The sequence below is a fragment of the Chitinophaga ginsengisoli genome (assembly GCF_003014595.1).
Taxonomy (GTDB): Bacteria; Bacteroidota; Bacteroidia; order Chitinophagales; family Chitinophagaceae; genus Chitinophaga; species Chitinophaga ginsengisoli.
In genome coordinates, this window is the sequence record NZ_PYGK01000002.1 from 331,555 (window position 1) to 345,221 (window position 13,667).

Consider the following 13,667-nt stretch of genomic DNA (forward strand, 5'->3'; position numbering starts at 1 on the left):
CGGGGAACCAGATGTTTATATCAAACACAATTAACAAAACACAATAGGACTCCGCTAGGAGTCCCCTTGTTTGTAGCCCGGGGTGAAACCCCGGGGATTATAATGAACACGGGGTTTCACCCCGGGATTATAATAAACGCGGGTTTTCACCCCGGGAAACGGAATTCCTTCCCCCGCCCATCACGCATTCGGATGTTTACAATCCCTCCAGTAATCCAGTATCTGCCTCACCTGTTTTTCAATATCTTCCAACAGATCCTTTTTAACGAAGTAACCTTGTATAGCTAATTCGTATGCTTCATCAACCACTTCTTTTGATTCGACAGTGGTAAGGAACACAAAGGGAATACTCTTTTTTCTCAGGAACTCATCTGCGTCTATCTGCCGCATCAATTCAATACCACTCATGCGGGGAACATTGATATCAGACAGAATAATAAACGGCCTGTCAGGCGTTACCTGTAAATAACGAAGCAGGTCATCCCCTCCTTCAAAGAACTTAATTTCATTTTTAACCCCCAGTGAAGCCATTATTTGACCGTAGATCTCCCGGTCGTCGTGATCGTCCTCTAAAATAAGAATGGGGCCCGCTTTAGCCATAAGATTGCATTTATTGGTGAGAGAAGAGATCTAATACCCACATTAGTCATGCCAAGTTCCGACATCACTGCATGACGCCATTTCACGGGTTGAAAAGCGATATATAGCGAGCAGATAAATCCCGCTCGCTATTAATCAAATGTTTATCAACCGCTTATACATGGCACAAGGCTTGCCTTCTCCTGTTTCCGAAGAATGCGCACGTCATGACATCTAATCCAATACATATGACCACAAATGGTACCGATAAGAAAATCATCATCGTCGGTGGGGGATTTGCTGGGTTGAACTTTATCCAGCAGTTATACAGGAACGACTACTATGATGTTACATTGGTAGACAGGAACAACTATAACTATTTCACGCCGCTATTATACCAGGTAGCCACCAGCTTCCTGGAGCCTTCCAGTATCAGCTATCCGTTCAGAAAGCTATTCCGGGATAAAAAGATCAACTTCCGTATGGGGGGAGTGACAAAAGTAGATCCTGCAGCACAGCGCCTCTACCTGGATGATGACAGCATCTTGTCATATGATCATCTGGTATTCGCAGCAGGTGCCCAAACGAATTTCTTTGGCCTGGAGAATATAAAGCGGAATGCGATTTCACTGAAAGGCGTTAACGATGCATTGATCATGCGGAATACACTGCTGAAGACCATGGAAGAAGCAGCTGCGACGACCGACCCCGCGGAACGTACAAGACTGTTAACCATTGTGGTAGCCGGCGGCGGTCCTACCGGTGTGGAAGTAGCCGGTATGCTGGCGGAGATGCGGAAGTATATCATGACGAGGGATTATCCCGAATTAGCGCATGCAGACGGCGATATTTATATCGTGAATGGAGAGCATAACCTCCTGCAGCCTATGAGCGAGAAGACCCATAAAGGCACGTATAAGGCGCTGGACAAATTAGGCGTACGTATCAAATTACATACAAAGGTGACCGACTATGCAGATCAAAAGGTGACCTTTTCTGATGGAGAAGTGATCGAAGCAGGTACTTTAATATGGACAGCTGGTGTCACTGCCAATACATTCGAAGGTATGCCCGCCACCAGCCTTGGCCCTGGTGGCAGAATGAAGACAGACCACTTCAACAAGGTGGAAGGCGTAGACAACATCTATGCTATCGGCGATATCAGTATACAGACCACAGATCCTGCTTACCCTAAAGGACATCCGCAGGTAGCGCAGGTGGCGATACAACAGGGTCGTACCCTGGCTAAGAATTTCCTTTCCTATGCAAAAGGGAAAAAGTCAAAGCCGTTCAAATACTTTGACCGCGGAGAAATGGCGATAGTAGGCAGGCACAATGCCGTGGTAGATCTCTTTAAACATAGGGTACATGTAAACGGTTTTCCGGCCCTGATCGTATGGCTGTTCATTCACGTAGCATCGCTGGTGAATTACAACAATAAGATACGGACCATGTATAGCTGGATCGTTGCTTACATTACCAGGGACCAGTTCCTGCGAATGATCTTCAGAACCTAAGTATTACCATTGATCAAACCTGCAGCAGTGTTGCTGTTGTTGCCGAAGCGCCGTTTCCCATCCCCTGGGTGCTGAAAGCTACTTCACAGGGACACTGCTGTTATTACCTCCTCCGAGGTTCATGGTCGGTATCGGCAACCTGAAACCGATGAACACATAGTTAGCTCCCTGGAAAAGATTATATGCCCATCCTACCTGCAGATAGTCTTTCAATGCAGACGCCACTACGCCAAGTCCTAATTCCGGCACATCATCCTTATCGAAGTCAGGTGAAGAAACATGCAGACCGAAATTCAGGTCCAGCAGATTATTAGGCAGGGAGGAATTCCTTTTCCATTTCTGGCTCATACCAAAAATGCCTTTGAACAGCACGTTATAATAGGGCGCCATCTGTACATCCTTCTCTATCTTGGTAGGGGTGAGCGGATGCGCAAATATAACGCCTACAGTAGCTTGTAAGTGAGGCAGGATACGGTATAATGTCACACTGTGCGATTCTTCCAGCAGACTCTTTTTGGTGCTGGTATTGGTCACCACCATTTTGATCACTACCCTGTCGCCTTCCTGGCGGAAACCGGAATATAAAAGGTCAGTCGTTGCTTCACTAGGGATATCTCCTAATGCCAGCGAATATACTTTATCTGAGAAGCTTAACGCCAGTCCCTCCAGGCGTCTTTGTGCCTGACCGAAACGTAATATCTCATCAGGTATCAGCAGATTGGCCAGTGCTGTGATCTTACCGCTGGCCATCGTCACAAGGTTCGCACATTGTGTCCTGACTTCAGCAGTGGCAGCGGGAATATGAGACTGGAAATCGGTGAGCAGTCCTTTCATTTTATTGAACTCGCCATTGATCGCATTCACGTCGTTCTGCAACTTTGATATAAAAGCAATGCTGTTTCCCGGCACCGTATTATTCAAAAGCGACTGATAATAATTTACTTTCTCCGTTAGCTGTGTCTTTATCAGATCGCCCTGCGCCAGTATTTGTTTTACATCTGTAACAATCTGCTGGTCCTGTAAGGTAGTCAATACCTTCTCTCCTTCTTTCCTGAAGTCTTCGAAATCGGTCTTCAGTCTTTGCTGTAAGATATCAGTGAACTGCCTTACATATTCACCACGGAGTATTTCATTGACATTCAGTTCCCGCTGCTGACTGCTTTTCACCCATTTCTGGATGTCTTCCAGTTGTGCCAACTGTGCATCTGTGAGCGTAAACTTCCAGCGCTCTACTTCATAATAGTCTCCTAATGGGTTTTCATCAAGACCGTTGAAGTGCAAGGGTGACGGTTGGTTATTGTGCATCAGCCATCCTCCTATCTGAATGCGGACGTCGTTGTAGACCGGAGTTTTGGACAACTGCTCTTCCAGATCAGCCATCCTTTTATTGATCGCAAAGAGGATACCGCTCCACATCTTTTCCTCCGTAAAATCTTCGTTGACATTAAAAAAGCTTTCGTAGTAATCACGCGTTTGCTGATCCCGGTCAAAGATGGCTACAATCTCCGCAGTGATGGCAGAAGTCCGTTGCAGGAAAGTATTCAGACTGGCTTTATCTCCCCGCACATAGTTCTTCACCGCGTCTTCCATTCCCTTTGACCATCCTTCCACCTTCTGCGTAGCATCGTAAAGGGTATTGAGCAGGCTCACGGCATCAGGCGGTAATGGATTGCCAATACCGGCGCTATTGACCTTCCTGATGAAAGTTGCACGATCAAAAAGCACGGTCAGCCGGCTATTGATGTCGGCATTATTTTTATCGTCGTATGGTTTATTGTTCTGATCAATTTCCCTAACCTTAATAATAGATTGGGAAAACACGGGACGCACAGTACACAACAGGAACAGGATAGCACATGGCAATATAAAAAGTCGCATATTATATTCGCATTAAGGTAAAAAGGGAGTGATCATCCATTGGCGAAGGCCATCATCACAGCAGTATTCATACTACCTCTGCCCTTCATAAAACGGGCTTTGGTAACACCTTCAGAAATAACATTCTTAAACGGAGAGATAGAAAGGAGTACAAAATCATTATAATCCGCAAGATTCACGCGCTCATGGATCTTCAGTGTTTTCAGCAGCGGCAGAATAGTCATCGGGGCAGTTACTTTTACAAATACCACGGCCTCAAACATACTGATACCGTTCTTCCCTATGCGTGAACGGATAAAATTGGCGGTATCCGTGGCTTCATCTGCTACATCATCGTCCCCCAGTATTAATAAGAGCAGCTGGTCTGGTTGATCTAAGAGCTCCTCAAGTACTTTCTGTGCCTCGGATCCTTCTGTTGGAAGTGCTACGAAGTTTTGCATTTGCATTAATTATAGTGTGTCAGAAGTAGGCAGAAAAAACATGAAAGTACTCAATTATAAGTGAATTTCAAGATTATAACATAATTTTATTAATATATAATTGCTAATATGGTTAAAGTATACAGACAAGGAGCAAAAGGTGCATTGCTGGATGAATATGAAAAAGCGATCATCGAACTACAAAGCGTTATTGCAGATATGTCAGATAAGGAGCTGGTCACTGTTGTAGATCCAGTGACCAGCGATGAAAACTGCCGTTCAGTACAAACGATATTATCGCATGTAGTTAGTTCGGCTTATAGCTATGCCATTTACATTATGCACTATTACGGCTACCAGATGGTGCGGCCGGCGCCAAAGTACTATACTACCGTAAAGGAATATATCAGGGAGCTGACGGAAGCCTTCCAGTTTACAGAAACAGTATTCAGGGATATCAAAGACAGCGATCTGGAACAGTTAGAACAGGACAAAAAGATTGCCGCCCGCTGGGGCCAGTCATATGACATCGAGCAGATGATGGAACATGCTATTGTACATATCCTCCGCCATAGGCGACAAATACAACGATATCGTTCGCTGCATTAATAATAACAAACACCATTAACAAAACATCATTAACAAAACACAATAGGACTCCGCTAGGAGTCCCATTGTTTGTAGCGCGGGGTGTAACCCCGGGGATAAGGGTGTAACCCCGGGGATAAGGGTGTAACCCCCGGGAATCATAATGAACGCGGGGTGTAACCCCGGGAATCATAACGAACGCGGGTGTACCCCCCGGGAATCATAACGAACGCGGGATGCATCAATATTCATCCAACCTCGCCACAATCCCCCAACCATAGAAGCTATTCGCCACACCTATCAGCAATTCATTATCTCCTTCTTTCAACGGAACATTAAACGACGTATTCTCAATAGAGCAACGGCCATCGGGGAACTTCGACAATGGCTGACCGTAAAGGTTCTTATCTACATACACATATTTTCCGTTGATGAACACCCATACTTCATCACTGAAGCCCAGGTTCATTTTACGGGACTGCTCTTTTACGGTGTGAATATTAGCTTTCAGCCATATGATACGGCGTTCCTTGCTGGGTCCGAATTTCCTTGTCAGATCAACCAATCCTCTTCTTTCCGCCCAGATAGTTTCCCAGGTCGCCTCTTTACCAGGCATAAAACTATTACTGAAGTCGACATCTTTCGTTTCAATAGGTTGGCTCACCTGCCATTCCCGGAGGTAGCGGGGATCATTGTCGGTAGGGTCCGGACCTTCCAGTGGAGAAAGCCCTTCTGTCTGTCCGGGTTTGATCACCAGGTTGGAAAAGATAGCACCTTTTCCTTCGAAAGAGATGCGGCCATGTTCCGTATTACCTTCCAGGCGGGGTACTTTCAATGCCGGGCGGGACATATCATTCACATATACCCACATTTGTTTACCGGAGATGACCAGTTTAACATGATTCCATTTCTCACGCTTGAAATCCGCATTTGCCTGGTAGCAGGGAAGCATATCCCACATGTTGACGCCGCCAAAGTAGGGAGCATATTGAATGGCGTCTATAGCGGAAGCATTACCGGCAACATAGGTGCGGAAATAAAAACACTCCCTTTCCTCGGAAGAAGCCTGTCTGAAGAAAATGGTAGCAAAGCCATTCTCTACAGGCTCCATATCATATTCGATGGTACCGTCTGTGAAGTCGACATCCTTCAGTACTGCGGATCCTTTTCCCCCCAGGCATTTCAAAGCCGGAACGGAGCGCCAGGTGGTGAGTTCCGCTACCGTGGGGGCGATATCCCAATTATCTGCAGTCATCGCTACATTGATAGTGGCGGGTGTTGACAGGGATTTGCCGGGACGTTTTCCGTCTTTCTGCTGTGCCATAACGTGCAGGGAAAACAGAAACAGGGAAAGGATGCTGAATGTCTTGTACATGGTCTGTTGTTTTAAGTTTTCAAATGATAATGGGGCAAAACTGAATAATAAGTAACTTGATGGCAATTCAACGGGAGTTCAAGTTTGTGCAAGTCTGTGCAGGAACATAACAAACTCATTTTCAAATGGAAAACAATTTAGAAACAGATTACATACAGCGATGCCTGAAGCTGGTGGAGATACGGTTTGACCGAGGCGCCAACAGCGAATGGAGCAGCTATGATTTTGAAAAACTAAGTGAGGCCATCCAGGAAGCTACCGGTGTTGTACTAAGCGTTACAACATTAAAAAGACTTTGGGGGAAATTGTCTTACACCAATACCCCTGCTATCACTACCTTGAATACATTGGCGCAATACGCCGGGTACGAAGACTGGGGAACGTTCAGGCGGAAACTATCTGGCGGGAGTGCCAGCCCGATTGCCACCACAGATCCAACCACCGATACGACCAGTATCAACAGCGTCAATGGCACGGCTCCGCAGGAACACGAACACTTGCTGACCGGTGCATTAAAAGCTGGTGAATACGGTAATATGACCGTTACAGGCATCCCCCCAACCGGGTCTCTTTCTGCACAACAGGTCACAGGAAGCGCCCAAAAGTCCCGCTCCCGCAGATGGCCTTATTGGGCATTGGGTCTTTTATCATTAGCCATCATTCTCTATGTAACATTGTTATCCAACGGACGGTCAAAACAGGCCTCTATGGACCCTGCGGCTTATCAGTTCAGCAGTAATAAAACCGTTATGGCGGGGGTACCCAATTCCGTGATCTTTAAATACGACGCCAGGGCTGCCGGGGATGATTCCGTATTCATATCCCAGTCGTGGGATATCAGCCGGAAATTCGCCGTTCCAAAGGATAAACGGGAGTACTCTTCCATCTACTACCATCCCGGCTATTTCCGGGCAAAGCTGATCGTAGGCAAACATATTGTGAAGGAACATGACCTCATGATCAGTTCCAACGGCTGGCTGGCAGCGATAGACCAGGGTGAGGTACCGGTATATTTCAACCAGAAAGAATTCCTGAAAGGACATACCGCAGAAGTGGACAAAGCCACCATGGAAGCTTATAACATCTCCTTACAGCCCACTATCCCAAGTCTGCGATTCTATAATGTACAGGACATGGGCGACCTGCGGACTGACAATTTCAGTTTTGAAACAACCGTAAAGAGCAACTTTAACCAGGGCTCTGCTGCTTGCCAGCGGGTACAGATCCTGCTCCTGTGTAAGAATGATGTATTTATTATCCCACTATGTGCAAAGGGTTGCGTCGGAGACCTCAACCTCTATGCCGGCGGAAAAACTATGCAAAGCAACAATACCGACCTCTCAAAGTTCGGCCGGGATATGAGCCAGTGGGTGCAATTAAAAGTGGAAGCAAAAGACAAGCATATCCGGATACTCGTGGATGGAGAGGAAGCCACTGCCTTTGCGGGTGAATATGAGCCCTCGGATATCGTGGGCGTACAATACCGCTTCCAAGGTCCGGGAGCCGTGAAAGATACCCGCTTTGTAAAAGGAGATAAAGTGATCACATTATAATTTCCGGAACGCTTTATGCTGTCTGTTAGCGACGGCCTCCTATCGGTACAACCGCTGAAAGGTGCCTTCAGCGAACTGTATTACTTTTAGGCTCTCAGCCCGCCCGGGCGGACTGCATGTTTGTATCTCCGGGGGACATATCCGGGGTACCTCATATATTCACGTTTAAACGCTTTCATTCCATGATGACTACCGACGAGATTATCCACGCGCTTTCCTCCTTCATCCCCAATGGGCGCTCCGACGATGAGAACATCTCCTATTTCTACGACCTGATGGAGGACCTGAAACATCATCCCGATAGGGAAAAAGCAATAGAACCTATCTTCCGGCTCATTGAAAAATACCCACACCTTGACTACGGCTCTCCCGGCCCCCTGGCGCATACACTGGAAGGCTTTCATGATATTTACCATGACTACCTGTTTGCATCGCTGGACAGAAAGCCTACACCACTGACGGTATGGATGCTGAACCGGCTCACCAATGCCGATCAACGTTATCTTGAGCACAAGGCACTGACCGAAAAAATGCATGCTTTATTAAAACATCCTTTGCTGGATGAAGAAACCAAAGGAGCTATTGAGGATTTTGTAGACTTCCAGGATCATCCCGGTGAGGAATGAGTACGAAAACAGCTCAGACAATATAAAGACTACGTCCCTCCTTTTCCGTACTGACGCCTAAGCTGTTCAGATGGAAGATGAATTCATTGACCTTATTGTAGTCAAACAGGTAGTTCAGCTTTTTGCATAGTCTGTTCATACCTATTTATCATATATTACCAAATTTACAGGACAATAAAAAGACTTTTATTTTTCCTTACATTTTTATTTTACCCTAACCCTTCCTAATTTAGGTAATACGAGTCATGTAATGCATATTCCACTCACTGAATAAAAGAATGTTCCCCTGAATAACGCCAGATTCATGAAAGACTTTTTATACCACTCCTCTTTCCTCTTCCTTATTTTCATTTCGTAATGTTTATTATTTCACCCAAAATTCACACTTATGGCAGATGGTTATATCGGCGAAATCAGAGCCTTTGCTTTCAATTTTACCCCCCGGGGATGGCTGCCCTGTAACGGTGCGATCTATCCCATTCAGAGCAATTCCGCCTTATTTGCCATACTGGGCATCCAGTACGGTGGCAACGGCACTACTAACTTTGCGGTCCCCGACCTGCGGGGCGTAGCAGCACTGGGTATTAACCTTGGACAACCAGGTTATAATACACCCGGTACTACCGGCGGTTCGGAAACCGTCACATTAACAACGAACACCATGCCAGCACACATGCACAATGTGCAAGCGGTGGTCCGTACCAGTCAGCCGCAAACAGCCGCCGCTATTTCACAGCCCGGCAGTAATGCATACCTGACAAACGGTTATTCTATTATCGCCGCTAAAGGCATCGTGGTCTATTCCAATAACAAAGGGAATATCACCATGAACCCGCAGACAATAGGGGTGACCGGGAGCAGCACACCACACGCGAACATGGACCCTTATCTGTCAATGACCTATTGTGTCTGTTCAGAAGGTGTCTTCCCTCAAAGACCCTGATTGTCAAATCTCATTTTTTCACCTTATCTTATTCCAAATCATTATGGAAAACTATCTCGGAGAGATCCGGTTATTCCCTTATACACAGATCCCCAGGGGATGGGTTGTCTGCAGTGGACAAACACTGCCTATCGCGCAGAACCAGGCATTGTTCTCCCTGCTGGGAGTCTACTACGGTGGTAATGGCACCACTACCTTCATGCTGCCCAACCTGAACGGTAGAACGATCGTAGGTACAGGCACCAGCAAAAGCGGTTCCAGCTACCAGATCGGCCAGGCTGCCGGTACTGAAACGGTTACACTGACGACCCCCAATCTGCCTGCACATACGCACCTGGTAAGTGCAAATACCTCTTACGACACAGGTAGCCCTAATACCAATTATTTCGCCAATCCAAATACGCCCACCAGTCCGTCTCAACCGGGACAAAACACAGGCACTGTCAACCTGTTTGCGCCGGCCGGCGGCCCATTGGTGAACATGGCTCCCTCCATTACCCCAACAGGCGGCAGCCAGCCTCACACCAACAGGATGCCTTACCTCGCAATGAACTTCTGCATTGCCACACAGGGCATCTACCCGTCAAGATCCTAAACAATATTTAACACCTCTAAAGATTTTATATGGATAATTACTTAGGCGAGATCAGGATATTTGCCGGCAACTTCGCACCTGTTGGATGGAGGCTCTGCAATGGCGCCCTGCTGGCAATCAGTCAGTATGAAGCCCTGTTTACATTGCTGGGTACACAATATGGCGGCGACGGACAAACGACGTTTGGATTGCCCGACCTGCGACAAAGAATTGCAGTAGGTACAGGACAGATATCTCCTTCCGGAGGGTCGCAAACCTATATGCTGGGACAAGCCGCAGGTACGCCGAATGTAACACTGCTGCAAACCAATATCCCCTCGCATACCCACAACCTGGTAGCGACCACCACCACTGCTACTACCGGCGATCCTACCAATAACCTCCTCGGCGTTACCAATGGTAATAACAACACAGGGCCTACGGCATATCCGGACGTGAACCTATATACGACCCTGCCATTACCCGCAGGCGGTACTACCACGCCCAACGCCTTACTGGACCCCGGTACGATCAATCCTTCCGGAGGCACACAACCACACGATAACCAGATGCCCTATGTGGTCATCAATTATATCATCGCTACAGAAGGTATCTATCCTTCTTCTTTTTGAATAAACAATATGCGTATAGGAATTATCTCCAACAGCGATCAGTTTATTCCAATGGCATACACACTTGCAAACCAGGGTTTGCAGGTGTGTATCTTTTATGCCCCTTCAGAGGATATGATCGCCAACCAGAAAGTAACAGGTTTTATACAGGCTACCAGACTACATTTCACGCAGGAAGTACACCAGCCGGACGAGGTATATCAATGGCTCGACAATGTAAAACCAGCAACGGTATTTGTATACGGGTACCGGCATCTGCTGGATGTACCCCGCTTCAATGGTATACCGGCTTTTAATATTCATCCCGGCCCACTTCCCTCCTTCCGCGGACCATCACCTGCGTTCTGGCAGCTGAAAACGGGACAGCCTACACTGGGTTTCACCATTCACGAACTCTCGCCCCGCTTCGATGCAGGAAAAGTGGTATGGACAAGAAGTATTGCGAATCTTCCGCAGTACCATTATGGCATGGTACAACAGCTATGCAGTCAGCTATGTGTGGAAGGAGTGGCGATGATCTTAAACGCCGTGCGACAGCAGGCGCCATATCCTGAAGTAGCGACAACAGGCATTGCTGCAGCCTATCATAAACGGCCACAACTGAAAGATGTACTGATAGACTGGGATAAAATGGATGCGGTAGAAATATGTAACCTTATCAGGGCCTGTAATCCCTGGAATAAAGGCGCCCTCACTGTCTTTCAGGGACAGGAGGTAAAACTGATGGACGGTATGGTCACAGAATTGCAGACAGCCCATCCACCAGGCACCATGATGGTCCGGGGAGATGGGTTGTACATTGCCTGTGCCGGCGGCAAGAGTATTAAGTCCAATATGCTATATATGCACGACGGTTATTTACCATCCTATCATACAAGCATATACGGCTTAAATCATGGCGCCAGACTGGGAGCCTGATCAGGGTGCGCTGATTTCAGAACCAAAATCTGTACCTGCAGCGCCACCGCCTAAAGTAACTTCATTCACTGCAAGGATTGTCATACCTGGAGTTTCCCATTGGGGCTTGGATTGCATTTGCTCGTTTTTCATGACTGGATATTTGTGTTTGGAGTTTGGAATTTTGAGTTTGGAATTTTGAGTTTTCAGAGCTACAGTTTTCAGTTTAATATATGAGTAACTGTAAGTTAAGAAAAATTATTATCAAAAACATATCCCTTTTTTTGTAAGGCGGCTACTACCATGCTACTGATCACACCCTGTGTTATTCTGATCATAGCCAGTTCGTCTCTACTAACGCAGGTCTGCAGACTATCACGGGAAAGATAATATCTGAAGCCGGCATCATAATCATCCGATGCAAGAAAGGCCCTTATATGTTGCTTATTGTTTTCAAGGCGACTGAAAAAATCAGGTGAATACATTCCCTTGTCCGTTCTCCACTGTATGGCTGGTGGCAACACACCCTGCATGGCATGCCGCAGCAGGCTACGCTTATAACCTCCATGCACAAACAATTGATGGGGTACGTCCATCATAAATTCCAGCACATTCTTACTCAGTAAGGGAACGGCTGAACGCATACCATAGGCCTCATTGCGATTAGCCAGCATAGAGGGAAACAGTCCCGTACGTCCGCTGCTGATATTTTTAAGCATGGAAGCAGTGATATTCTGTATCGATCCGAAAACAAGCGTATCGCGGTACTTGCCGTAAAAATCATCCTGCAAACCAAGACCTATATAACTGATTTCAGACTGATGCCTTTTTTTATACCAGGAGGTATGCCTGATATATTCCCTTTTCAGGATAGGCCACAGTGGCTTCCCTTCCCGCTTTGAGAAGGTCTTTAATAAACGCCATGCACTGCCGAAGGCCCCCTTCCTGATCAGGTTATAGATAACAGGATTACCCTTCCAGGATACCCAATGATCTCCCCCATACCCGGTAAAGAGCACTCCGATATCTTTATGCCGGGCCGCCTCCAGGATAGCATGATCCATATAATAAAATACATTGGGAAACACTTCATCTTTTTCAAATGCATGCAGTGTATCCTGGAATGGCCCGCTGCCTGCTGCGTGTATATATGTCTGTACGATATTAGGACAGGCCCTTCCGATAATATCAATATATTTTCGCTCATCTTCCCCTTCCGCATCATTCTGTAGCACGGATGAGAAAGCATACAACGGTTGGTTCATCTCAGCCAGCAGCGGGGCCAGTATACATGCCACAGAAGAAGAATCCAGTCCGCCGCTCAACGTAATGCCCACCGGCCTGTCTGTCCGGATCCTGTTCCTGACGGCTACCTTCAGCAGTTCCTTAAGGCATTCCGTCCATTCATTGAACCGCTTAAAATGATATTTGCCGGGAGCCGGCGTCCAATACTTTTTAATATTGACAATATTGTTATCCAGCGTAAGCATATTACCGGCACATAACGCATACACGCCTTTCGTATAAGTACCTGCCGGATCTGACTGGCGGAAATAATATTCGATCAGGCTGGCCTCGTTAAATACATGCGGGCCAGGCTTGACAGCCAGGATGCCTTTCTGTTCGGAACTGAAAATGAACAGTTCCGGCGAGTCGTAATAATATAATGCCCTGCATCCCATCTGATCTGTGGCCATCAGTAGCTGACGTTGTTGTTTATTCCATATACAAAATGCGAACTCACCTTCCAGGTGCTGTACACAATGCGTCCCCCACCTGCGATAAGCGTGTAGTAATAACAGTTCGTCCGTCACCTCTTCCCGTGTACCGGTCTGCTGCAACAGGTATGGCCTGTTGTCAAGCTGGATATCCGCAGCAATAACAATATCTCCACTCACTAATGGCATCGTGCTGATGTCTGTCGTCAACAGCCGCAGGGTACACTGCCCTATGAGTATATTATTTTCACACCATGTATGCAGCCCATCTATCGCCCGGTGCTCCATGGCATGACTGATCCGTGCTATAGTTGCAGGATCCACCGGCTGCCCTGTCTTATTAATTATACCGAATATGGCGCTCATCA

The 13,667-nt window shown here is 46.9% G+C and carries 15 protein-coding genes; 8 read left to right on the forward strand and 7 right to left on the reverse strand.

The features are described from left to right. Positions 1 to 180: 180 nt before the first annotated feature. A complete protein-coding gene (locus CLV42_RS05860) occupies positions 181 to 600 on the reverse strand; it encodes a response regulator (RefSeq protein WP_106600964.1) in 420 nt (139 codons plus the stop codon). Between the two features lie 227 nt (positions 601 to 827). On the opposite strand from CLV42_RS05860, the gene CLV42_RS05865 reads away from it, so the two are divergent. After that, entirely contained in the window at positions 828 to 2,096 is a 1,269-nt protein-coding gene (locus tag CLV42_RS05865) for an NAD(P)/FAD-dependent oxidoreductase (RefSeq protein WP_106600965.1), read from the forward strand. Positions 2,097 to 2,174: 78 nt separating this feature from the next. On the opposite strand, the gene CLV42_RS05870 is transcribed toward CLV42_RS05865, so the two are convergent. Together CLV42_RS05870 and CLV42_RS05875 are read right to left on the reverse strand one after the other, a co-directional pair. Further along, complete coding sequence (locus tag CLV42_RS05870) at positions 2,175 to 3,974, reverse strand: hypothetical protein (protein ID WP_106600966.1); 1,800 nt, start codon at positions 3,972 to 3,974, stop codon at positions 2,175 to 2,177. 32 nt (positions 3,975 to 4,006) lie between these two features. Then, positions 4,007 to 4,414 carry a hypothetical protein gene (locus CLV42_RS05875; RefSeq protein WP_106600967.1) on the reverse strand — a complete coding sequence of 136 codons (408 nt, stop codon included), beginning with the start codon at positions 4,412 to 4,414 and terminating at the stop codon, positions 4,007 to 4,009. A gap of 108 nt (positions 4,415 to 4,522) precedes the next feature. Here CLV42_RS05875 and CLV42_RS05880 point away from each other — a divergent pair, with 108 nt between their 5' ends. Then, entirely contained in the window at positions 4,523 to 5,002 is a 480-nt protein-coding gene (locus tag CLV42_RS05880) for a DinB family protein (protein WP_106600968.1), read from the forward strand. Between the two features lie 220 nt (positions 5,003 to 5,222). Here the strand turns inward: CLV42_RS05880 and CLV42_RS05885 are convergent, their stop codons facing one another. Continuing rightward, entirely contained in the window at positions 5,223 to 6,356 is a 1,134-nt protein-coding gene (locus tag CLV42_RS05885) for a LamG domain-containing protein (protein WP_106600969.1), read from the reverse strand. A gap of 125 nt (positions 6,357 to 6,481) precedes the next feature. Between CLV42_RS05885 and CLV42_RS05890 the strand changes: the two genes are divergently transcribed. Further along, positions 6,482 to 7,909, forward strand: coding sequence for a hypothetical protein (locus CLV42_RS05890; protein WP_106600970.1), 1,428 nt, complete (start codon positions 6,482 to 6,484; stop codon positions 7,907 to 7,909). A gap of 182 nt (positions 7,910 to 8,091) precedes the next feature. Then, positions 8,092 to 8,535: a hypothetical protein gene (locus CLV42_RS05895; protein WP_106600971.1), complete on the forward strand. Its 444-nt coding sequence runs from the start codon at positions 8,092 to 8,094 to the stop codon at positions 8,533 to 8,535. Between the two features lie 13 nt (positions 8,536 to 8,548). Here CLV42_RS05895 and CLV42_RS34415 read toward each other — a convergent pair whose 3' ends face one another. Further along, the gene (locus tag CLV42_RS34415; protein ID WP_262509987.1) at positions 8,549 to 8,674 is read right to left on the reverse strand and encodes a hypothetical protein; all 126 of its coding nucleotides are present in this window, start codon (positions 8,672 to 8,674) and stop codon (positions 8,549 to 8,551) included. Positions 8,675 to 8,923: 249 nt separating this feature from the next. On the opposite strand from CLV42_RS34415, the gene CLV42_RS05900 reads away from it, so the two are divergent. From CLV42_RS05900 to CLV42_RS05915, 4 genes are read left to right on the forward strand one after another with little or no spacing between them, the layout of a single operon-like run. Continuing rightward, the gene (locus CLV42_RS05900; protein ID WP_106600972.1) at positions 8,924 to 9,478 is read left to right on the forward strand and encodes a phage tail protein; all 555 of its coding nucleotides are present in this window, start codon (positions 8,924 to 8,926) and stop codon (positions 9,476 to 9,478) included. Positions 9,479 to 9,521: 43 nt separating this feature from the next. Further along, positions 9,522 to 10,073 carry a phage tail protein gene (locus CLV42_RS05905; protein ID WP_106600973.1) on the forward strand — a complete coding sequence of 184 codons (552 nt, stop codon included), beginning with the start codon at positions 9,522 to 9,524 and terminating at the stop codon, positions 10,071 to 10,073. 29 nt (positions 10,074 to 10,102) lie between these two features. Beyond that, complete coding sequence (locus CLV42_RS05910; protein WP_106600974.1) at positions 10,103 to 10,684, forward strand: phage tail protein; 582 nt, start codon at positions 10,103 to 10,105, stop codon at positions 10,682 to 10,684. A gap of 9 nt (positions 10,685 to 10,693) precedes the next feature. Further along, positions 10,694 to 11,602, forward strand: coding sequence for a methionyl-tRNA formyltransferase (locus tag CLV42_RS05915; RefSeq protein WP_106600975.1), 909 nt, complete (start codon positions 10,694 to 10,696; stop codon positions 11,600 to 11,602). Here the strand turns inward: CLV42_RS05915 and CLV42_RS34420 are convergent, their stop codons facing one another. Both CLV42_RS34420 and CLV42_RS05920 read right to left on the reverse strand, forming a co-directional pair. After that, positions 11,603 to 11,734 (reverse strand): hypothetical protein, encoded by a 132-nt coding sequence (locus CLV42_RS34420; protein ID WP_262509988.1) that lies wholly within the window; start codon positions 11,732 to 11,734, stop codon positions 11,603 to 11,605. It abuts the gene before it with no gap. Positions 11,735 to 11,829: 95 nt separating this feature from the next. Further along, positions 11,830 to 13,665 carry an asparagine synthase-related protein gene (locus CLV42_RS05920; protein WP_106600976.1) on the reverse strand — a complete coding sequence of 612 codons (1,836 nt, stop codon included), beginning with the start codon at positions 13,663 to 13,665 and terminating at the stop codon, positions 11,830 to 11,832. Positions 13,666 to 13,667: the final 2 nt, after the last annotated feature.